Genomic DNA, 19,968 nt, shown 5'->3' with positions numbered 1-19,968 from the left:
CATGACTGCTCCCCTACGGGGGATCGATTTGCCGCACCGACTGTTCGACGCTGGTTGCATGACTTCCACAGCTGTCCCAGCCCTCGACTTACTCACCACACCCGAAGGGGTGTCGAACCCGTACCCGCTCTACGACCAGCTCCGGGACATGTCCCCGGTACCGGGCTACCGCGACTGGCCTCCGGGAACCGTTCCCGGTGCCGACGAGCCCGTCACCGCATGGGCTCTGTTCAGCTACGAACAGGTGTTCGCGGCCACCAGGGACACCGCCACGTTCTCGTCCCGCGACCCGCTGCAGGAGGCCTCCTCGGCCCCGAGCCTGATGCTGGTCAACACCGACCCGCCCAAGCACGACGTCGAACGCAAGCTGGTAAGCCAGGCGTTCTCGCCACGCCGGGTGAAGACGCTCGAGGGCTGGCTGGAAGGTCAGCTGTCGATGCTGCTCGACACCCTGGGCACCGGCGAGGTCGACGTGATGGACTTCGCCGCGGAGATCCCGACGCGGGCGATGGTGCGGCTGCTCGGACTGCCCGACGGCGACCACGTCCGGTTCCGGAAGTGGGCCAACGCGTTCATGCTGTCCTCGTCGCTGACCCCCGAAGAGCGGATGGCCAGCAATATCGAGATGGTCGAGGCATTCACCTCCCGGCTGGCCGAGCACACCGCCCGGCTGGCCGAGGAGCCGCCCTCCGACGACGTCGAGGACGCCAAGGACCTCATCTCGGCGCTGCTTCGCGCCGAGGTCGACGGTCAGCGGCTCACCCCCGAGGAAATCGTCCGGTTCTGCATGACGCTGGTGGTGGCCGGTAGTGAGACCACCACGTTCCTGATCGGCAACCTGCTGCACGCGCTGGCCCGCGAACCCGAGGTCACCGCCCGGCTGCGAGCCGACCGCTCCCTGGTGAACATCTTCGTCGAGGAGTGCATGCGTGTCGACGGCCCACCGCAGCGGCTGTTCCGCACCGCCACCCGCGACGTCGAGATCGGCGGCAAGCTGATCCGCAAGGGCGAGTGGGTCGCGCTGTTCTTCGGTGCCGCCAACCGCGACCCGTCGGTGTTCCCCAACCCCGAGGTTCTCGACATCGACCGGCCCAACATCCGCCAGCAGCTCTCGATGGGCCACGGACTGCACTTCTGCCTGGGCGCGTCGCTGGCCCGGCTCGAGGTGGTCACGATGATCAATGCGGTGCTCGACCGCTACTCCACGATCGAGCTGACCGACGATCCGGGCACCAAGCAGACCGCGAGCCTGCTGACCCACGCCTACGTCCGACTGCCGCTGCGCCTGTCATGACCACCGCCACGCGCGAATCGCGCAACATCGAGGCCACCAAGGCCATCTACGCCGCGGTGCCCGCCGGCGACCTGCAGACCGCCCTGGATCTGATGGATCCCGAGGTGCGCATCACCTACTACGGCGTTCCGGCGATCCCGTACGCGGGTGATTACCGGGGCATCGACGAGGCGGTCGCCTTCTTCACCAAGGTGGGCGAGTCGATCGCCATCACCGAGATGGAGGCCTGGAAGTTCATCGCCGAGGGCGACGAACTGGCCAGCTGGGGCCGGCAACGGTTCCGGCACCTGGCCAGCGGCTACGAGTGGGAGTCGGAGTTCGCCCACATCATCACGCTGCGCGAGGGCCGGTGGCTGTACTTCCGGGACTTCATGAACTCGGCGCTGACGCTGGAAGCGTTCACCCGGTGAAGGTCGTCCTGGATCGCGACATCTGCATGGCCGCCGGCGTGTGCGTGATGACCGCCGACACCGTGTTCGACCAGGACCCGGACGGCCTCGTGACGCTGGTGTCCGAACAGCTGAGCCCGCAGGACGAGAAGCTGGCCCGCAACGCGGTCAGGATGTGCCCGTCGGGCGCACTGAGCCTCGAAACGGACTGAGCCGAAACACGATCCATCCTCTCCCCCGAAGAAAGAATCCCCCAGGATCCTCCCCCTCAGGATCCTGGGGGATCTTCGTTGTGCAGGATCCGGGGGGATCTTCGTCGTCAGGATCCGGGCGGCAGCACCAGCGTCTCCCACGACTGCCCGGGCGGCGGCACATGCGGCACCGGCTGCCCGGACAACGTTGCGTTGGGATCGCCCTTCCAGTTGAAACCGTCGTTGAGCGGCACGTAGAACTCGTCGCTCTCACACTGGGCGACCGTCGGCGCGCGCTTGCCGGGAACGGTCGCACACGGAGTGTTGCGGGCGCCGCGGACGTTCAGCGGGGAGTCCTGCGGGACGCGGCAGTACAGATCGCCGTCGGGCCGCTCGGGCGCATCCTCGAAGACGGCCGAGCGCTGCTGCTGGGCCGGCAGGAAGCCGGTCGAGCAGGGCGGGGGCAGGTTGATGTTCAGGTTGAAGCTCAGGTACTGGCCGACGTAGTCCTGCTTGGTGTTCAGGTTGGCCACCAGGCCGGCCTGCTCGGCCGCCACCACCTGCGGGAACAGCACCAGCAGCTGCTCGATGTTGTCGTTGTACCTCTCGGCGACCTCGCCGACCCCGACCAGGTTCGCCAGCACCGCCGGCAGCGTCGGAGCCACCCGGTCGACCAGTCCGCGGGCCGCGTCGGTCGCGCCCGGCCCGGTCTGCAGCACGGTGGCGACGCTGTCGTCGCGGCTCTGCAGTTGGGTGGTCACGGTGGCCACCTGCGCCGCCCAGGCCTGGATGGCCTCCGAGGTGCGGGTCTGGGAGTCGAGCACCGGCTGGGCCTGCTCGATCAGTGTGATCAGCGGGTCCAGGTTCTCCCGCGCCTCGATCGCGAGGTCGGTCGACCCCCTGACGATCCGGGACAACTCGGGACCCAGACCGCCGACGGCGGTGTAGGACTCGTCGATCACCGTCCTCAGGTCGTCGCCGGGTATCGCCCGCAGGCCGGCGTTGGCATCGGCGAGCAGCGTGTTCACGTCCGGGGGGGTCGAGGTGTCGGCACGCGGGATGACGTCGCCGTCGCGCAGCGGACGGGAGTCGCCGTCGCGCGGCAGCAGCGCCACGTACTGCTCGCCGATCGCGGACTGGCTGTGCACCTCGGCACGCAGCTCCGAGGGCACCTCGATACCGGAGTTCAGCGACAGCACCGCCGCCACGCCCGTCGGGGTCAGCCCGACCGACTCGACCCGGCCGACCTCGGTGCCGCGGTAGGTGACGTTGCCTCCGCTGTACAGCCCGCCGGTCTGGGCCAGCTCCACGGTCACGGTGTAGCGGCCCACCCCGAACAGCTTGGCCGGCAGCTTCATGAAGTTCACCGTCATCATCGCCATCGCCACCAGGGCGATGAGCGCGAACACCGCGAGCTGGATCTGCATCCGCCTGTCCAACCTCATCTACGGCCCCTGATCCCAGCGGTACGGCACGGTCAGCGGGTTGGCCCGGGTGTAGGGGCTGGGGAACTGGCCGATGGTGCGGCCCCACTGCAGTTCCAGTGCGGTCAGATCGCCCTCCCACCGCGTCCCGGTGAACATGCCCGCGTCGATACGGCTCAGGGTGAGGTCGGCGATGGCGGTCAGGTTGGCGTAGTCGCCGCGCTGCCATTTCTCGACGGTCTCGTTCGGGAACGGGAAGGTCAGCAGCAGTGACAGCGCCCGGGTCATGCTCGGGCCGGCGTCGGCCAGCGCCTCGAGCACCGGGCCGATGTCGCGCAGCTCGGCGGTCAGATTCTCCTTGGTCTTGGTGACCGAATCGACGGTCAGCGCGCTGAACTGGCCGAACCTGTCGGCGGTTTCGATCAGGCTGTCCCGTTCGGTGTTCAGGACGGCCAGTGCGTCGGGGATGGTCTGCACGGCGCGATCGAGCACCGGTGTCTGCGCCGCGAACTGCCCGACGAGATCGTCGAGGCTCTCGGTGGCCGCGATGATGTCACCGGTCTGGTCGTTGAGATCGCGGGTGAAGATGTCCAGCTCGACCAGAGTGCTGCGCAGGTCTTCCTCACGTCCCGCGAACGCCGTCGCGAAGGCCTCGGTGATGTCCTGGACCTGGCCCAGCCCGCCGCCGTTGAGCACCACCGACAGTGCGGCCAGGGTCTGCTCGGTGCTCGGGAACGCGCCCCCGCGCTGCAGCGGTATCAGCGACCCGTCGTGCAGCCGCCCGCGCGGCGGGGCGTCGGCCGGCGGCGCCAGCTCGATGTGCAGGGAGCCCAGCAGACTGGTCAAACCGACTGTGACGGTGGAGTTCTCCGGTAGGTCCACGTCACCGTTGAGTTTCATCGTGACCAGCGCGTGCCAACCTTGCCGCTCGATGGCGGTGACGGTTCCGACGTCGACGTCGCCGACCCGGACCCGCGAGTTAGGTTGGATGTTGTTGACGTCGGGGAGCTGGGCGGCGATGACGAAGGATCCCGGGCCGTCGCCCTCGGTGCCGGGCATCGGCAGCGAGTTCAGTCCCCGCCATTCGGCGCAGCCGGTGGCGGCGAGTCCGACCACCGCGGCGATGACGGCGGCCGCGACCCGGGACGCGGCGGAGACGGGACCCGGCCGGTGCGCCCGGTTCACTGCCCGGCTCCGTGGGCCGGCACCATCATTCCGGTCAGCCCGGCGCCCGGATCGGTGGCCGCGGCCGGTGGCACGTAGTCGGGACGCATCCAGTCCTCGCTGTAGGTGATCTCGTTGGGTCTGGCCTGGGCGCCGACCAGCAGGTTCGCCCCGATCGGCGGGAAGTTGTACTGCCGGTTCTTCACGATCGGGGCCAGGTACTGGGCGCACAGCTTGGCCGAGTGCTCGGCGTCGCGCCGCGACGCCGCCTGGATCGCTCCGCAGATGAAGCTGATCGGGTTGGCGAAGTTGTTCACCGCCAGCGCTCCGGTCAGAGCCCCGTTGGCCGGTTCGTAGATGTTCGCGAAGTTCGCCAAGGTGCCGGGTGCGATGTGCAGGGTCTGCTCGATGTCGTCGAGGCTGGCGACCAGCGTGTCGCTGATCGCGGCCAGCGAGTCCGACGCGGTCCCGATCGCGTCGCGATGCTCGTCGGCGAAGCTGCCGACGTCGCCGATCACAGCGGCCAGGTCGTCGACAGTGCGGGCGACCTTGTCCGGATCGTCGGCGACCAGGCCGGAGACCGCGGCCATGTTGGCATTGAGCTGCTCGAGCAGGTCGGCGCTGTCGCGCAGCGCCGAGACCAGCGTCGAGAGGTTGGTGAACGTGGTGAAGATGTCGTCGCTGTGGGCATCGAGGGTGGCCAGCACCTGGGACAGCTTCACCACGGTCTCGCGGATGCTGCCGCCCTGGCCGCGCAGGTTCTCCGCGGCGGTGCCGATGGCCGCGCCGAGGGTGCTGACGCCACCCGGTTCGGTCGGCGCCAGCAGGGTCGTCAACCGCTGCAGCTGCACGCGCACGTCGTCCCACTCCACCGGCACGGCGGTGCGGTCCCGGTCGACGACCGCGCCGCTGGCCATCACCGGCCCACCGCTGTAGACCGGGGTCAACTGGATGGCCCGGCCCGTGACCAGCTGGGGCGACAGGATCACCGCTTTGGCGTCGGCGGGGACCGGGTGGCGGCCCGACACCCAGAACGTCACGCGGGCGCGGTCGGGCTGCGGCTCGATGCTGTGCACCCGGCCCACCGGGACACCGAGAATCCGGACGTCGTCGCCCTCGAAGAGCCCGTTGCTGTTCTCGAAGTACGCAGTCACCCAGACCTTGTCGGCGTTGTCGCCGATCCGCAGCGCGGTGAACACCCCGGCCGACAGGGTCAGGGCGAGCACCACGGCCAGCACCGCGCGCATCCGGCTCATGGCCCGGCCGCCGGCTCGGGGCGGTTACCGGTGATGGCGTCGGGCACGGTGAGCCGGGGCGGACCGCCCTGACCGGTCCGCGGATAGGGCACCGGCAGCGCCGGGGTGCCGGGCTGGCCGGTCTGCGGGTCGGTCAGCTCCGAGGGGGCCAGCACCGTGGGGTCCAGGCCCAGGTCGGAGAACGCGGCGTCGACGAACGGCTGCACGAACTGCCCGGGCAGCAGGTTGGCCACATAGGCCTTGAAGAACGGCCCCGAGGACAACGACTCCCCCAGCGACATCGCGTACTTGTTGAGCAACGTGACGGCTTCCTGCAGGCGCCCCCTGCGGTTCTCCACGATGGCCAGAACCCCGTTGAGTTTGTCCAGCGCGGGCCGCAACTGGGCGCGGTTGTCGGCGATGAAACCCTTGAGCTGCTGCGCCGCGGCGGAGATGCTGAGCCAGATCTGGTTGACCGCTTCGCTCTGGGTGCGCAGTTGCACCAGCAGCGCGTTGGTGTCGGTGATCAGCCGGGCGATCTGGTCGCTGCGGCGGGCCAGGACGGTTGTGGCCGCCGCGGCGTTGTCGAGCAGCGTGCGCAGTTGCGCGTCGCGCTCGTTGAGGCTCTGGGCGAATCGTGACACCCCCTGCACCGCCTCACGCAGTTGAACCGGGGTGTCGGCGAACGTCTCCGACAGCGTGGCCAGCGCGTCGGACAGTGTCGGGGTGTCCAGTCCGCTGATGGTGTCGGCCAGATCGCCCAGTGCGTCTGGCAATTGATAGGGCGAGGCGGTTCGGCTCTGCGGGATCGGCTCGGAGAGCTCTCCGGTGCCGAGGGGCACGACGGCCAGCATCTTGGTGCCCAGCAGACTCTTGGTCTTGATCGCGGCCTCGGTGGCGTCACCCACCGCAATGTTGTCATCGATACTGAACTTCACCAGCACCGCCGTCCCGTCGAGCTCGATCGACGAGACCCGGCCCGCGGGGTATCCCGATACCTCCACCGTGGCGCCGGTGAACAGGCCGCCCGCGTCGGCGAAGTAGGCGGAGTAGTCGTTGACCTGGTTGACCAGCGGGAGGTTTCGGTACTGCAGCGCGCCGGTCACGACCGCGGCGACGGTGAGCACACCCACGGTTCCGATGATCACGGGGTTGCGTTCGGTGAACGATCTCATTTGGGTGCGCACCGCCCGGTGTCCTGGCCGGCGATCTTGACGTAGACCGGTTGGCCGCCTTTGCCGTTGAGCTTGAGGACGATGTCGCAGAGATAGAAACTGAAGAAGTCCCCATACATGCCCTGCCGGCCCAGTGCCCGGTACTTGTCTGGCAGGGTGTTGAGCAGGTTGTCCAGATAGTCGCTGTCGGCCACCGCGATTCCGGCGACGCGGTCGGTCTCGGAGACCACCTTGCTGAACGGCTCGCGTGAGGCGGCCAGCAGGTCGGCCACCGAGGCCGCCGCCGCATCGGTGTAGGCCAGCGACGTCGACAGGTCGGTGCGGCGTTCAGCCAGCCCGGCCACCAGTTCCGACAGCGATGTGACCGCCACGTCGAGTCGGTCGGTCTGGCTGCCCAGCGACCCGAGTACCGCGTTGAGGTTGGTGATCACCTGTCCGATCAGCACATCCCGGTCGGCGAGGGTGTTCGTGACCGCCGCGGCCTGGTAGAGGAATGATCCGATGGTGGCTCCCTGGCCCTGCAGCGCCGCGATCAGCTGACCGGACAGCGCATTGACCTGTTCTGGATCCAGCGCCCGGAACAGCGGTTTGAACCCGCCGACCACGGAGTCGAGATCGAGTGCGGGTTCGGTCCGTGCCACCGGGATCGTGCCGCCGACCGGCATTGTCGCCAGCCCGCCGACGCCTTCCTCGAGTGCCAGGTAGCGGCCCCCGATCACGTTGTCGTACCGGATCGCTGCGCGCGTCCCCTCGGTGAGCACCACCGAGTCGTCGGTGGCGAACTCGACGCGCAGCGTCGAATCGGCGTTGAACGAAACACCTTTGACCTGTCCGACCTCGACGCCGGCGATACGCACCATGTCGTCGTCCTTGAGGCCGGACACGTTGCTGAACTCGGCGTAGTAGCGGGCTCCGACACCGAACCGGAACTGGGCGAAGATCGTCAGCAGCGCGAACGCGCCCAGCGTGCAGATGCTCAGGAAGATCAGCAGACGCCATGCGGCGCCCTTGAAGTCGTCCTTCACGGTGTCGCTCCTCTCGGCGGTCTGGTCACGGGTTCGGTCCGGGGGCGGGCCCGGGCAGGCAGGCCCTGATGCTGGGCTGCTCGGGGACCGCCCGGGTCACCGGCAGGTAGTTCGCCCAGCAGGGGTGGCCGATCCCGGGGTTGGGCCGCACGTCCAGGCCGGGCCCCCATCCGGTGTCGGCGATCAACTGGCGCACGGGGAAGTTCTTCGTCGCGTCGGGCAGCGATCCGCAACCGGGGCGCCCGCCCGGCCCGCCCTTGGCCGCGATGCGCGGCAGGTTCTGCGGGTACTGGTAGGCGTCGTTGCCGAACAGCAGTCCGACGTCGAACTGGATGGACCGTCCGTTGGCGCCGCCCCACACGTCGTACCCGCCGTTGTCCAGGAACCAGGTGGCCCCCTGCAGCAGGCAGGTGTAGACCGGCTCGTATTCGCGCAGCAGAGCGGTCGTCGGCTCCAGGGTGTCGACCAGCGCGACCAGGTTGTCCTTGCTTGCGCCCAGCAGATCGGTCCCGGACCGGGCCAGGCCGGTCGTGTTGAGCAGCAGCGCGTCCAGGTCCTCGGCGTGGTCGACGACCGTGGCGCTGGTGGTGCTCGCACTGTCGAGGATGGTCACCAGATCGGTGGCCACCGCGGCATAGGTGTCGTTGAATCCCTTGAAGGCCTGCCAGTCCCGTCGGATCGTCGCGCTGCGCTCGTTGAGGGCGGTCAGCACCACGTTGAGGTCGGTGGTGGCCTGGCCCATCCGTTCGCCCTGGCCGCGCACACCGTCGGCCACCGCGGTCAGAACGGCGTTCAGCTTGGCCGGGTCGACCATCTGCAGTAGTTCGGACAGGTTCGCGAAGATCGTGTTGACCTCGGTGCTGACGTTGATCGAGTGCAGCACCGCCCCCGCGGCCAGGTGCGCCGGGCTCGGATCCGCCGGGTAGACCAGGTCGACGAACTTCGACCCGAACGCGGTGGTCGACTGGATCCGGGCCTCGACGTTGGCGGGGATGAACTGGATCTGGTCGGGGTCGATCGCCAGCTGCAGACTGGCCGCACCGTCACCGCCGCTGATGCCGCTGACCCGGCCGACCTCGACGCCGCGCAGCTTCACCTTGGCGCCGGTCTCCATGACCAGACCGGAGCGCTGCGAGGTCAGCGTCACCGGTATCGATTCCTGGAACACGCCGTTGTAGACCGCGGTGGTGCTGCCCAGGAACAGCGCGATCACCGCCAGCAGCATGGTGGCCCACCAGCCGTTGGAGATGCGGGACTCGCCCGCGCGTCGTTGCATGTCAACCCGCCAGGTTGAAGTTGCCGGACTGGCCGTAGACCGCCAGCGAGATCATCACGATCTCCACTGCGGCGACCACCATCGAGGTGCGCACCGCCCGCCCCACCGCCTCACCGACGCCGGCCGGCCCGCCGGAGGCGTGGAAGCCGTAGTAGGTGTGCACCAGCATGATGACGACGGTCATCGCCACGCACTGGATGAACGACCAGACCAGGTCGGTGGTGCTCAGGAAGGTGCCGAAGTAGTGGTCGTAGACCCCGGAGCCCTGCCCGTAGATGATCGTGGTGCCGAAGCGGGCCGCGAAGAAGGCCATCATCACCGCGACGCAGTACAGCGGGATCACCACCACCACCCCCGCCAGCACCCTGGTCGCGGCCAGGTAGGTGACGCTGCGGATGCCGATGACCTCCAGCGCGTCGATCTCCTCGTTGATCCGCATCGCGCCCAGCTGGGCGGTCGCTCCGGCGCCGATGGTCGCCGACAGCGCCACCGAGGTGGTGCCGGGCACGATCAGGCGCACGTTGAAGAAGGCCGAGGCGAATCCGGTCAGCGCCTCGAAACCGACCGAGGCCAGCTGGTTGTAGCCCTGGACGGCCACCAGTGCCCCGGTGGTCATCGTCAGGAACCCGACGATCGCCACCGTGCCGCCCACCACGGCCAGCGCGCCGCTGCCGAGGCCCATCTGCGCGATCAGCCGCAGCAGTTCGGTGCGGTAGTGCACCACGGCGTCGGGGATGGCGGCCACTGTCTCGGCGTAGAACCGCGCCTGGGCGCCGATGCGGTCCCATCCGGAGGCGAGGTCGCCGGCGATGCCGCGTACCCGGCCCAGCGGCCTGCTCGGTGCACTCGATGTCATCTCAGGCGACCGTGAACTGGATGCCGACGGCGGTGACGATGACGTTGATGGCGAACAGCACCATGAAGGTGAACACGACGGTCTCGTTGACCGCGTTGCCGACGCCGGCGGGCCCACCTCCCACCGAGGTGCCCTTGTAGCAGGCGATCAACCCCGCGGCGAGCCCGAAAAGAGTTGCCTTGGCCAGCGATACCACCACGTCACCGGCGCCGGTCAGCAGTGTCATGCCGGAGATGAACGCACCGGCGGACACGTGCTGGATGTGCACGCAGAACAGGAAGGCGCCCGCCAGCCCGACGATGATCACCGTGGCGGACAGGGCCAGCGCCACCGTCGTGGCCGCGAGCACCCGGGGAACCACCAGTGCCTGGATGGGGTTGATTCCCATCACTTTCAGCGCGTCGAGCTCATCGCGGATGGTGCGTGCGCCGAGGTCGGCGCACATCGCGGTCGCGCCGGCGCCGGAGACCACCAGCACCGTGACGATCGGGCCGATCTGGTTCACCGTGCCGATGGCGGCTCCGGTGCCGGAAAAGTCCGCTGCACCAAATTCTTTGAGCAGGATATTGAAGGTGAAGACCAGCAGCACCGAGTACGGCATCGTCAGCATCAACGCCGGCAGCACCGACACCCGCGCGACGAACCACGTCTGAATGACGTACTCACGCCAGGCGAACGGCCGGCGGAACATCAGCACGAAGGTGTCCAGGGACATCGCGAAGAAGTCCCCGAGGGCCCGGACGGGAGCCACCGCGGTGCTGGCCGCGATCACCACCTTCGCTCCGGGGAGCGGACTGTCGACGCGGCCGATGGCATGGCCGAAACGCTATCTAGTCCGACCTCCGGTCCGCTGCTTCCACAAGAGGTATAAGCCTCTCCCTTACGGGGGCAGGCCCCAGGTCCGGGGCCGTCCGGGCCGGGTTAGCTCGCCCGAACCGTGGTTCAGGCGTGGTCGGCCCGATCGGCAACCGCCGCACGCCGTTCGTGCCAACGCAGGCGCAGCAGCAACAGGTTGCGGTGCGCACGCCAGCCCGCCGACAGCGGGTCACGCCAGGCCGGCACGACGGCCTGTGACTCGAGATCCCTGTCCATACTCCCCATTGTGCCGTCGCGCGCCGGATCGGGCGCGTTTCAGCGTGGGGTGTGACCATGTCGAGACAGTGAACGTCTCGTAGCGTGGGAAACACCGGGGCGTGGCCGCTGCACCGCCGGCGAGCGGCCTGCGGCGAACTCAGTCCTTGTTGCTGCGCAGCTCGTGGGACAGTGCCTCGAGTTCGTCGCCGCCGGCCATCTCCTGGGTGAGGTGTTCGAGGGTGATGTCGTCATAGGTGCAGTCCAGCTTCTGACGACCCCGGTTGAGCAGCACGAAATGGTCCCCGACCAGGTGCGCGTGATGCGGGTTGTGGGTGATGAACACCACGCCGAAGCCGGCCTCCTTGGCCGCGGTGATGTACTTGAGCACCACCCCGGACTGCTTGACGCCGAGCGCGGCGGTCGGCTCGTCGAGGATCAGCACCCGGGCACCGAAGAACACCGCCCGCGCGATCGCCACGCACTGCTTCTGGCCACCGGACAGCGAGCCGATCGGCACGTCCACGTCGGGCAGGTCGATGCCCATCTTGGACAGCTCCGAGACGGTGGTGGCACGCATCGCGTTGGCGTCCAGCGAGAACGGGAACGTCTTCCTGCGCAGTTCCTGGCCGAGGAAGAAGTTGCGCCACACCGGCATCAACGGCACGACGGCCAGGTTCTGGTAGACCGTCGCGATGCCCTTGTCGAGCGCCTCGGCCGGCGAGTTGAACTTGGTCGCCTTGCCGTCGACGAGCAACTGGCCCTCGGTCTGCTGGTGCAGGCCGGCGATGATCTTGATCAGCGTCGATTTGCCCGCTCCGTTGTCCCCGAGGATGCCGGTCACCTCCCCGGCGTGCACCCGCAGGCAGATGTCCTTGAGCGCGGTGATGTTGCCGTAGGACTTGCCGACGTTCTTGAGTTCGACGAGCGGCACCTTGCCACCGGACTGCTCACTGCTGCTGGGCTTTTCGACTGAGATGGTCATTCGATCACTTCTTCGCTGCATAGTTTCGGAAGGCGTTGTTGGCGATGACCGCGAACAGCAGCATCGCGCCCAGGAAGAACTTGAACCAGTCGGGGTCCCAGCCTGCGTAGACGATGCCCTGGTTGGTCATGCCGAAGATGAACGCACCGATGGCCGCTCCGATCGCGGTGCCGTAGCCACCGGTGAGCAGGCAGCCGCCGATGACCGCGGCGATGATGTAGAAGAACTCGTTGCCCACACCCTGCCCCGACTGCACGGTGTTGAAGGCGAACAGCAGGTGCATGCCCACGAACCAGGCGCAGAAGCCGACGAACATGAACAGCCCGATCTTGACCTTGGTGACGGGCACGCCCACCGCGCGGGCACTGTCGGCGTCCCCGCCGACGGCGAAGATCCAGTTGCCGATCTTGGTCTTGAACAGCACGTACGTCGCCACGGCGGTGAAGATCAGCCACCACACCACGGTGATGCGGATGCTCACGTTGCCGATGTTGAACGACGAGGCGAACACCGTGCCGGCCGAGTCCCAGCCGGCCATGTCGTTGACGCTGTGGGTGGCCACCTGGCCGGAGAGCAGTTTGGTCACCGCCAGGTTGATGCCGGCGAGCATGAAGAAGGTGCTCAGCGTGATCAGGAAGCTGGGGATCCTGGTCTTCATCACCAGGAACCCGTTGAAGAACCCGACCCCCAGCGCCAGGACCAGCGCGAGCGCGGCCCCGACCCATAGGTTGAGGTGCAGGTTGTAGGCCAGCATCGAACCGGCCAGCGAGCTGAACGTCACCGCGACACCGGTGGACAGGTCGAACTCGCCGCCGATCATCAGCAGTGCGACGCCACAGGCCATGATGCCGATCGTGGAGCTCGCGTAGAGCACCGTCGCCAGCGACGAGGCCTCCCGGAACGGCGGCGCCACGACGAGGAACAGCACGAAGATCGCGATCGCACCGGTCGCCGCACCGACCTCCGGCCGGATCATCAGGCGGTGGAAGCGGTTGCGTTCCTTGATCCGCTCGTCGCGGACGACCTTGTGGGCCGACGCGTCGAGGTCTGCGTGTTGGGTAGTCATCTTGCGACCCTTCCTGATCAGCCCGCCGGTCAGCGGGTTCCGCCCCGGGCGAACTCGGCCACCGAGTCGATGTTGGTCGAGTCGATGAACGCCGGGCCGGTCAGCGTCGGAGCGCCGCCGCCGATGACGTTGCCGTTGGAGTTGTACAGCCACAGCGAGTCGACGGCGAGGTAACCCTGCAGGTAGGGCTGCTGATCGACGGCCCACTGCACGTCACCGCCTTCGATCGCGTCCACCAGCGCGGCGTTGGTGTCGAAGGTGCCGATCTTGGCGGTGCTGCCGGCGTTCTGGGCCGACTGCACGGCGGTCAGCGCGAACGGCGCGCCGAGGGTGACGATGTAGTCGATGCTGGGGTCCTGCTGCAGCTTGGCGGTGATGGTGGCCTCCACCGAGGGCATGTCCTTGCCGTTGACGTTGAGGATCTCGGTGCCCGCGAAGGTGTCCTGGACCCCGGCGCAGCGCGCCTCGAGGTCGACGTGGCCCTGCTCCTGGATCACGCACAGCGCCTTGCCGGCACCTTCGGACTGCAGTCGTTCACCGACCCCCTGACCGGCGATGAAGCCGTCCTGGCCGAAGTACTCCTTGACCCCCATGTCCTCCCAGGAGTCCATCCCGGCGTTGAACGCCACCACCGGGATGCCGGCGGCGTCGGCGCGCTCCACGGCCGCGCGCATGGCGTCGGGCTTGGCCAGGGTGACGGCGATGCCGTCGACGCCGCTGTCGATCGCGGCCTGGACCAGGTTGGCCTGGTTGGGCGCCTCGGGATCGTTGGAGTAGCGCAGTTCGACGTTGTCTTTCTGGGCCGCCGTCTCGGCGCCCTTGCGGACCAGGTCCCAGAACGAGTCGCCGGGCACCTCGTGGGTGATCATCGCGATGGTCATCCGCGGGGTGTCCACGGTGCCACCGCCGGAGCCACCGTCAGACCCTTCGGGGGCGCCTCCGGTGCTCGAGCATGCCGCCATACCCAGGGCCAGCACGCCGGCTCCCGCGATCGCCGCAAGCCGCTTGAACGTCATTGGTCTCTCCTTGTCTTCGAGATCACCGCGGCGCCCTCCGGGACCCTGCAGGTCGGTGCGGGGCGACACGCCTCACTTGGTGATGTAATACGCCTCACACCCGAAAGTCAAGACTTTGTCCTGACATTAGGACCGCTAGTCATATGCAAGGGGCGATCACCGCAGCTCACGGATCCGCCTGCGCGGTGGACCGCCGCACGACAAGCGTCGGCTCACACACGATGTCGACCACATCGCCGCCGGCGTCTACGTCACCGTCGAGGCGGCCGACCAACCGCCGCACCGCCGCCCCGGCGAGTCCGGCCGCGTCCTGACGCACCGTGGTCAGGCCGATGTGGGCCAGGCCCGCCATTGGACCGTCGTCGAAACCGACCACCGAAATCTGTTGCGGCACCGATATTCCCGCCCTGATCAGGACATCCAGAAAACCCAGCGCGCAGCGATCGTTGAAGGCGAACACCGCATCCGGCAGCTCACCCTCGGCCACCAGCGCCGTGGCGGCAGCCGCACCGTCACGTTCGGTCAGCCCACCCGCACGGATCAGCTCGGGCAACCCGGCGCCGCGCATCGCACGGCGGTAGCCACGCAGCCGTTCCGCCGCCCCCGCGGCGCCGCGGCCGTCCAGATGCAGGATGCGGCGATGCCCCTGACCGAGCAGATGCTCGACGGCCAGGACGGCCCCGGCGGCGTCATCGCTGCGTACCGCGTCCACCCCGCGCATCTTGCGGGCCAGCACCACCGCAGGCACCTGCGCCGCCGCCTCCCCCAGCCGGCCCGCGCCCATCCGGGGCGCGACCAGGATCAGCCCCTCACACCGGTCGTCGACCAGGGTGCGCACCGCGCGCGGTTCGGCGCGGTGCGGCGTCACCGCGCTGAGCACCACGTCGTAGCCCAGTTCCTCGGCGGTGACGTACACGCCGTCGACCAGGTCGGCGTGAAACTCCTGACCGGCGGTGAACATCAAGCCGATCAGCCGGGTGCGGTGCTGGCGCAGCCGCCGGGCTCGCGGGTCGGGGCGGTAGCCGATCTCGTCGGCCGCGCGTTTCACCCGCTCCCGGGTGGCCGCACCGGCGCCGGGCGCCTCGCGCATCACGATCGACACCAGCGCCCGCGAGACACCGGCCCGCTCCGCGACATCCTCGAGCGTGGGCCTGCGTTGCACCGCGTCATCCTAGAACCCCACCGCCGCCTCGTTGACGGGTGAGCACGCCGGGCCCTACTGTTCTAGAACGTTCTAGTCCATGGATGGAGGCCTGCGTGAACGGATTTCAGCTGGCGGTGTGCTCAGAGATGGTGTTCACCGACCTGCCGCTCCTCGATCGCGTCGAGCGCGTCCACGAGCGGGGGTTCGCGGTCGAGATCTGGAGCTGGCACGACAAGGACCTGGACGCCCTGGCCGCGACCGGCGCGACGTTCACGTCCATGACCGGCTACCTGCACGGCGACCTCGTCGACCCGCAGACGTGCGACGAAGTGGTACGCACGGCCGAACTGAGCATCAAGGCCGCCGAGACGCTCGGCGTCACCAGGCTCAACCTGCACACCGCCGAACTGGTCGACGGGCAGGCGGCGCGGCCCCGGCAGCGCTCTACCGGCCAGATGTGGCTGACCGCCGCGCGCACGCTGGAACGCCTCGGCGAGCTCGGCGCGTCGGCCGGCGTGCAGTTCTGCGTGGAGAACCTCAACACGATCGTCGACCACCCCGGGGTGCCGCTGGCCCGGGCCAGGGACACGCTGGCGCTCGTCGAGGGCGTCGGGCATCCGAACGTGAAGATGATGCTCGACCTCTACCACGCGCAGATCGGCGAGGGGAACCTCATCGAGCTCCTCCGCCGGTGCGGGGAGTCGATCGGCGAGATCCAGGTCGCCGACGTGCCCGGCCGTGCCGAACCCGGAACCGGCGAGATCAACTACCCGGCGATCGCGGCGGCACTGCGCGACATCGGCTACACCGGGACGATCGGCATGGAGGCCTGGGCGTCGGGCGACGGAACGCAGGCCAGTGACGCCGCACTGGACGCCTTCCGCGCCGCCTTCAGCTGACCCCCGCCGCCCCCGATCCCCCGCACCGACCCCCGCCGAAATGGCATTCCAGCAGGCCCGCACTCGCAAAAGTTCTGCCGGAATGCCGTTTCGGCGGAAAGGGGCGGGTCAGCGGTCGACGAGCGTGGTGTCGAAGTAGTACCGCGACGCGCGGTAGCAGTGGTTGCCGTACTCGACCGCCGCACCCGAGTCGTCGAATGCGGTGCGGGCCATGGTCAGCAACGGCGCGTTGGGTTTCTCGTCGAGCAGCTGCGCCTCCGAGCGGGTCGCGCTGCGTGCGCCGATGCGCTGGCGGGCCAGCCGGATGTGCACCCCGCGCGAGCGCAACGACTGGTAGAGCCCGTTGCTCTCCAGCTCCTCGGGGTCCGGTGCGATATCGGCGGGAAGGTAGTTGATCATCAGCGCCAGTGGCTCACCGTTGGCGCAGCGCAGCCGCTTGATCATGGCCACCTCGCGATCCTCGGCGAGGTTCAGCTCGCGGGCCACCTCGTCGTCAGGCGGGCCCACGTGATACTCCAGCAACTGCGTCGTGGGCTCCTGCCCGGCACGGGCCAGGTCATCGAACAGGCTGGTCAGCTCCACCCGGCGGTGCACCGGGTTCTGCACGACCTGGGTGCCGACGCCGCGTTTGCGGACTAGCAGCCCCTTGTCCACCAACTCCTGGATGGCCCGCCTGGTGGTGGGCCGCGACAACGTCAGCCGCTTGGCCAGCGCGAGTTCGTTCTCGAATCGGTCGCCGGGGGCGAGCTCGCCGTCGCGGATCGCGGCCTCGATCGCCTGGGCGAGCTGATAGTAGAGGGGAACAGGACTCGACCTGTCGAGCTCCACCGTCAGTGGCACGTCGGCTCCGATCTCGAGTAGGGCCAGCCAACCAATGCCGGAATCCTAACATCCGGGGTGCAAAAGATAGAATGTCAGGACAAAGTCTTGACATCGGGACGTGACCGGGGGCACAGTTCTAACCAAGCCACCCACACCCAATTCCGTCGGAGTGACTCTTGATGACCAATCAGCAATACGACGTCCTCGCCATCGGGCGCTGCGGTGTCGACGTCTACCCCCTGCAGGTCGGCGTCGGCCTCGAAGACGTCCAGACGTTCGGGAAGTTCCTGGGCGGCAGCGCCGCCAACGTCGCGGTCGCCGCGGCACGCCTCGGCAACCGTTCAGCGCTGATCTCCGGCGTCGGCGACGACCCGTTCGGCCGCTACGTGCGCGCCGAGCTGGCCCGCCTGGACGTGGACAACCGCTACGTGGCCACCTCCACCGAATTCCCTACCCCGGTGACGTTCTGCGAGATCTTCCCGCCGGACGACTTCCCGCTCTACTTCTACCGCCGGCCCAGCGCCCCGGACCTGCAGATCGGCGTCGACGAGATCGACACCGACGCGGTGCGATCAGCCCGGCTGTTCTGGGCCACGGTCACCGGACTGTCCGAAGAACCCAGCCGCAGCGCACATTTCGAAGCATGGCAATCACGCGGTCGTGCGCCGCTGACCGTGCTGGACCTCGACTACCGGCCGATGTTCTGGGACTCGGCCGCCGCCGCCACCGAACAGGTGCAGCGTGCCCTGACCCAGGTCACCGTCGCCGTCGGCAACCGGGAGGAGTGCGAGATCGCCGTCGGCGAGACCAACCCGCACAAGGCCGCCGACGCGCTGCTCGACCTCGGCGTCGAACTCGCGATCGTCAAGCAGGGTCCGCGCGGGGTGCTGGGCAAGAGCCGCCGCTCCTCGGTCACCGTGCCGCCCAACGAAGTCGACGTCGTCAACGGCCTTGGCGCCGGTGACGCGTTCGGCGGCAGCCTGTGCCACGGCCTGCTCAACGGGTGGCCGCTGGAGAAAACGCTGCGCTACGCCAACGCCGCCGGCGCCATCGTCGCCGGCCGGTTGGAGTGCTCGACCGCCATGCCGACCGCCACCGAGGTGGCCGAACTCGCCGAACAGACCGCCGTGGAGGCCGTGAATGTCTGACACCCCGAAGTGCCGGGACTACGCCGAAGTCGCCGAGGTCCGCGCGACCGATCCGGCGGCCGTCGCCGAGGCCTGGGAGTACCGGCGCACCCGGCCCACCCTGCGCGGCAATGGACGGCTGATGATCGTCGCCGCAGACCATCCGGCCCGCGGCGCACTGGCGGTCGGCGCCCGCACCACCGCGATGAACAGCCGAACCGACCTGCTCGACCGGCTGCGCGCAGCGCTGGCCGATCCGGGCGTGGACGGTGTGCTGGCCACCGCGGACATCCTCGACGACCTGGTGCTGCTGGGCGCGCTGGAGGACAAGGTGGTGTTCTCCTCGTTCAACCGGGGCGGCCTGGCCGGAGCGTCGTTCGAACTCGACGACCGGATGACCGGGGCCACCGCGGCGTCCACCGCGGCGGCGAAGATGAACGGCGGAAAGATGCTGTGCCGCATCGACCTCGACGACCCGGGCACGGTCGCCACGATGGCGGCCTGCGCCACGGCGGTCGACGAGCTCGCCGCCCACGGCCTGATCGCGATGCTCGAGCCGTTCATGTCCGGCCGGGTCGACGGCAAGGTCAGAAACGACCTGTCCCCCGACGCGGTGATCAAGTCGGTGCACATCGCCCAGGGGCTGGGCGCCACATCGGCGTATACCTGGATGAAGCTACCCGTCGTCGAGGAAATGGACCGGGTGATGGAGTCCACCACGATGCCGACCCTGCTGCTGGGCGGCGACCCGACCGACCCCGACGAAGCCTTCGCGGCCTGGGAGAAGGCGCTGGCGCTGCCCGCGGTGCGCGGCCTGATCGTCGGCCGCACCCTGCTCTACCCCCCGGACGACGACGTGAGCTCGGCGGTGGCCACCGCCGTGGCGATGGTGAGGTGAGGAATGCATTCGAAGCTCTACATCCCGGCCGGCAGCGCCGCGGACCCGTTCACCGTCGCGATCACCCCGGAGGACGCCGGCTGGGCGGAGTCGTCACTGCACGTCGTCGACCTCGGCGACGGCGGCGAGGTGTCGCTGCACACCGGTGACAACGAGGTGATGATCCTCCCGCTGGCCGGCGCCGGATCCGTCACGTGCGGCGACCAGACATTCGAACTGTCCCCACGGGCGCGCGTTTTCGACGGTCCCGCCGACATGGTCTACCTCGGCATCGAGCAGGCCTACACCCTGGCCGGCCACGGCCGCATCGCGATCTGCGGAGCACGCGCCACAAGCGCGTTCCCGAACCGCCGGGTGGCCGCCGCCGACGTGGCCGTCGAACTGCGCGGAGCAGGCAACTGCAGCCGCCAGGTCCACAACTTCGGCACCGCGACCGCCTTCGAAGCCGACTCGCTGATCGCGTGCGAAGTGATCACCCCCGGCGGCAACTGGTCGAGCTACCCCGCCCACAAGCACGACGAGAACACCGAGGTGGAAACCCAGCTCGAGGAGATCTACTACTTTGAGATCGACGACAGCCCAGCCGGTACAACGGGATTCGGATATCACCGGGTCTACGGAACCCCGCAGCGGCCGATCGAGGTGCTCGAGGAGGTCCGCTCCGGCGACGTGGTCCTCGTCCCGCACGGCTACCACGGCCCGTCGATCGCGGCGCCGGGACACCACATGTACTACCTCAACGTCATGGCCGGCTCCGGACCCACCCGGGCCTGGATGATCTGTGACGACCCCGACCACACCTGGCTGCGCGGCAGCTGGGAACACCAGCAGATCGATGCCCGACTCCCGTTCGGCCAGCCCTCGCCCGACACTCGATCGCCGGCTCCGCCGGCTGGATAGGAGACTGACCC

21 protein-coding genes are annotated in these 19,968 nt (G+C 68.6%); 7 read left to right on the top strand and 14 right to left on the bottom strand.

Translation table 11 applies throughout. The annotated features are described in order from the left end of the window. The first annotated feature begins 58 nt into the window (after positions 1-58). Genes ACXAID_RS02185 through ACXAID_RS02175 form a run of 3 tightly spaced genes read left to right on the top strand, consistent with a single transcriptional unit; the run spans position 59 to position 1,895 of the window. Positions 59-1,294 (top strand): cytochrome P450, encoded by a 1,236-nt coding sequence (locus tag ACXAID_RS02185; protein WP_475020536.1) that lies wholly within the window; start codon positions 59-61, stop codon positions 1,292-1,294. Further along, positions 1,291-1,704, top strand: coding sequence for a nuclear transport factor 2 family protein (locus ACXAID_RS02180; RefSeq protein WP_475020535.1), 414 nt, complete (start codon positions 1,291-1,293; stop codon positions 1,702-1,704). The genes ACXAID_RS02185 and ACXAID_RS02180 overlap by 4 nt, the downstream gene beginning before the upstream one ends. Continuing rightward, positions 1,701-1,895, top strand: coding sequence for a ferredoxin (locus ACXAID_RS02175; protein ID WP_475020534.1), 195 nt, complete (start codon positions 1,701-1,703; stop codon positions 1,893-1,895). The genes ACXAID_RS02180 and ACXAID_RS02175 overlap by 4 nt, the downstream gene beginning before the upstream one ends. 107 nt (positions 1,896-2,002) lie before the next feature. On the opposite strand, the gene ACXAID_RS02170 is transcribed toward ACXAID_RS02175, so the two are convergent. The 13 genes from ACXAID_RS02170 to ACXAID_RS02110 all read right to left on the bottom strand — a co-directional run bounded on the left by ACXAID_RS02170 (position 2,003) and on the right by ACXAID_RS02110 (position 15,329). Next, complete coding sequence (locus tag ACXAID_RS02170; RefSeq protein ID WP_475020533.1) at positions 2,003-3,319, bottom strand: MCE family protein; 1,317 nt, start codon at positions 3,317-3,319, stop codon at positions 2,003-2,005. Continuing rightward, complete coding sequence (locus tag ACXAID_RS02165; protein ID WP_475020563.1) at positions 3,320-4,423, bottom strand: MCE family protein; 1,104 nt, start codon at positions 4,421-4,423, stop codon at positions 3,320-3,322. 56 nt (positions 4,424-4,479) lie between these two features. Next, positions 4,480-5,718 (bottom strand): MCE family protein, encoded by a 1,239-nt coding sequence (locus tag ACXAID_RS02160; protein WP_475020532.1) that lies wholly within the window; start codon positions 5,716-5,718, stop codon positions 4,480-4,482. Then, positions 5,715-6,872, bottom strand: coding sequence for an MCE family protein (locus tag ACXAID_RS02155; protein ID WP_475020531.1), 1,158 nt, complete (start codon positions 6,870-6,872; stop codon positions 5,715-5,717). The genes ACXAID_RS02160 and ACXAID_RS02155 overlap by 4 nt, the downstream gene beginning before the upstream one ends. Then, positions 6,869-7,897, bottom strand: coding sequence for an MCE family protein (locus tag ACXAID_RS02150; protein ID WP_475020530.1), 1,029 nt, complete (start codon positions 7,895-7,897; stop codon positions 6,869-6,871). The genes ACXAID_RS02155 and ACXAID_RS02150 overlap by 4 nt, the downstream gene beginning before the upstream one ends. Before the next feature lie 25 nt (positions 7,898-7,922). Then, complete coding sequence (locus ACXAID_RS02145) at positions 7,923-9,173, bottom strand: MCE family protein (RefSeq protein WP_475020529.1); 1,251 nt, start codon at positions 9,171-9,173, stop codon at positions 7,923-7,925. A 1-nt stretch (position 9,174) separates the two neighbouring features. Next, positions 9,175-10,029, bottom strand: a complete 855-nt coding sequence (locus ACXAID_RS02140) for an ABC transporter permease (RefSeq protein ID WP_475020528.1) — start codon at positions 10,027-10,029, stop codon at positions 9,175-9,177. 1 nt (position 10,030) lies between these two features. Beyond that, a complete protein-coding gene (locus ACXAID_RS02135) occupies positions 10,031-10,744 on the bottom strand; it encodes an MlaE family ABC transporter permease (protein ID WP_475020562.1) in 714 nt (237 codons plus the stop codon). Between the two features lie 227 nt (positions 10,745-10,971). Then, entirely contained in the window at positions 10,972-11,121 is a 150-nt protein-coding gene (locus ACXAID_RS02130) for a hypothetical protein (RefSeq protein ID WP_475020527.1), read from the bottom strand. 139 nt (positions 11,122-11,260) lie between these two features. Next, positions 11,261-12,085, bottom strand: a complete 825-nt coding sequence (locus tag ACXAID_RS02125) for an ATP-binding cassette domain-containing protein (RefSeq protein ID WP_475020526.1) — start codon at positions 12,083-12,085, stop codon at positions 11,261-11,263. Between the two features lie 4 nt (positions 12,086-12,089). Further along, positions 12,090-13,151, bottom strand: a complete 1,062-nt coding sequence (locus ACXAID_RS02120) for an ABC transporter permease (protein WP_475020525.1) — start codon at positions 13,149-13,151, stop codon at positions 12,090-12,092. A gap of 29 nt (positions 13,152-13,180) precedes the next feature. Next, positions 13,181-14,167, bottom strand: a complete 987-nt coding sequence (locus ACXAID_RS02115) for a substrate-binding domain-containing protein (RefSeq protein WP_475020524.1) — start codon at positions 14,165-14,167, stop codon at positions 13,181-13,183. Between the two features lie 166 nt (positions 14,168-14,333). Further along, positions 14,334-15,329, bottom strand: a complete 996-nt coding sequence (locus ACXAID_RS02110; RefSeq protein ID WP_475020523.1) for a LacI family DNA-binding transcriptional regulator — start codon at positions 15,327-15,329, stop codon at positions 14,334-14,336. Positions 15,330-15,424: 95 nt separating this feature from the next. Between ACXAID_RS02110 and ACXAID_RS02105 the strand changes: the two genes are divergently transcribed. Beyond that, a complete protein-coding gene (locus ACXAID_RS02105) occupies positions 15,425-16,210 on the top strand; it encodes a TIM barrel protein (protein WP_475020522.1) in 786 nt (261 codons plus the stop codon). Positions 16,211-16,318: 108 nt separating this feature from the next. Here ACXAID_RS02105 and ACXAID_RS02100 read toward each other — a convergent pair whose 3' ends face one another. Beyond that, positions 16,319-17,050 (bottom strand): GntR family transcriptional regulator, encoded by a 732-nt coding sequence (locus tag ACXAID_RS02100; protein WP_475020521.1) that lies wholly within the window; start codon positions 17,048-17,050, stop codon positions 16,319-16,321. A gap of 161 nt (positions 17,051-17,211) precedes the next feature. Here ACXAID_RS02100 and iolC point away from each other — a divergent pair, with 161 nt between their 5' ends. From iolC to iolB, 3 genes are read left to right on the top strand one after another with little or no spacing between them, the layout of a single operon-like run. Next, positions 17,212-18,180 carry a 5-dehydro-2-deoxygluconokinase gene (gene iolC, locus ACXAID_RS02095; protein ID WP_475020520.1) on the top strand — a complete coding sequence of 323 codons (969 nt, stop codon included), beginning with the start codon at positions 17,212-17,214 and terminating at the stop codon, positions 18,178-18,180. Further along, on the top strand, positions 18,173-19,057 hold the full coding sequence (locus ACXAID_RS02090; protein WP_475020519.1) for a Cgl0159 family (beta/alpha)8-fold protein: 885 nt from the start codon (positions 18,173-18,175) through the stop codon (positions 19,055-19,057). The genes iolC and ACXAID_RS02090 overlap by 8 nt, the downstream gene beginning before the upstream one ends. A gap of 3 nt (positions 19,058-19,060) precedes the next feature. Next, positions 19,061-19,957, top strand: a complete 897-nt coding sequence (gene iolB / locus ACXAID_RS02085; RefSeq protein WP_475020518.1) for a 5-deoxy-glucuronate isomerase — start codon at positions 19,061-19,063, stop codon at positions 19,955-19,957. Positions 19,958-19,968: the final 11 nt, after the last annotated feature.

The organism is Mycobacterium sp. ABE4_509, assembly GCF_056160785.1.
The sequence above is the reverse complement of the archived record's forward strand: the minus strand, read 5'-3'. Positions and strand labels throughout refer to the sequence as shown.

What these genes read in the sequence shown, in the direction of transcription:
- ACXAID_RS02185 (WP_475020536.1), top strand. Translation starts at nt 59, where the DNA reads ATGACTTCCACAGCTGTCCCAGCCCTCGACTTACTCACCACACCCGAA.
- ACXAID_RS02180 (WP_475020535.1), top strand. Translation starts at nt 1,291, where the DNA reads ATGACCACCGCCACGCGCGAATCGCGCAACATCGAGGCCACCAAGGCC.
- ACXAID_RS02170 (WP_475020533.1), bottom strand. Translation starts at nt 3,319, where the DNA reads ATGAGGTTGGACAGGCGGATGCAGATCCAGCTCGCGGTGTTCGCGCTC.
- ACXAID_RS02160 (WP_475020532.1), bottom strand. Translation starts at nt 5,718, where the DNA reads ATGAGCCGGATGCGCGCGGTGCTGGCCGTGGTGCTCGCCCTGACCCTG.
- ACXAID_RS02155 (WP_475020531.1), bottom strand. Translation starts at nt 6,872, where the DNA reads ATGAGATCGTTCACCGAACGCAACCCCGTGATCATCGGAACCGTGGGT.
- ACXAID_RS02145 (WP_475020529.1), bottom strand. Translation starts at nt 9,173, where the DNA reads ATGCAACGACGCGCGGGCGAGTCCCGCATCTCCAACGGCTGGTGGGCC.
- ACXAID_RS02140 (WP_475020528.1), bottom strand. Translation starts at nt 10,029, where the DNA reads ATGACATCGAGTGCACCGAGCAGGCCGCTGGGCCGGGTACGCGGCATC.
- ACXAID_RS02135 (WP_475020562.1), bottom strand. Translation starts at nt 10,744, where the DNA reads ATGTCCCTGGACACCTTCGTGCTGATGTTCCGCCGGCCGTTCGCCTGG.
- ACXAID_RS02130 (WP_475020527.1), bottom strand. Translation starts at nt 11,121, where the DNA reads ATGGACAGGGATCTCGAGTCACAGGCCGTCGTGCCGGCCTGGCGTGAC.
- ACXAID_RS02125 (WP_475020526.1), bottom strand. Translation starts at nt 12,085, where the DNA reads ATGACCATCTCAGTCGAAAAGCCCAGCAGCAGTGAGCAGTCCGGTGGC.
- ACXAID_RS02120 (WP_475020525.1), bottom strand. Translation starts at nt 13,151, where the DNA reads ATGACTACCCAACACGCAGACCTCGACGCGTCGGCCCACAAGGTCGTC.
- ACXAID_RS02115 (WP_475020524.1), bottom strand. Translation starts at nt 14,167, where the DNA reads ATGACGTTCAAGCGGCTTGCGGCGATCGCGGGAGCCGGCGTGCTGGCC.
- iolC (WP_475020520.1), top strand. Translation starts at nt 17,212, where the DNA reads ATGACCAATCAGCAATACGACGTCCTCGCCATCGGGCGCTGCGGTGTC.
- ACXAID_RS02090 (WP_475020519.1), top strand. Translation starts at nt 18,173, where the DNA reads ATGTCTGACACCCCGAAGTGCCGGGACTACGCCGAAGTCGCCGAGGTC.
- iolB (WP_475020518.1), top strand. Translation starts at nt 19,061, where the DNA reads ATGCATTCGAAGCTCTACATCCCGGCCGGCAGCGCCGCGGACCCGTTC.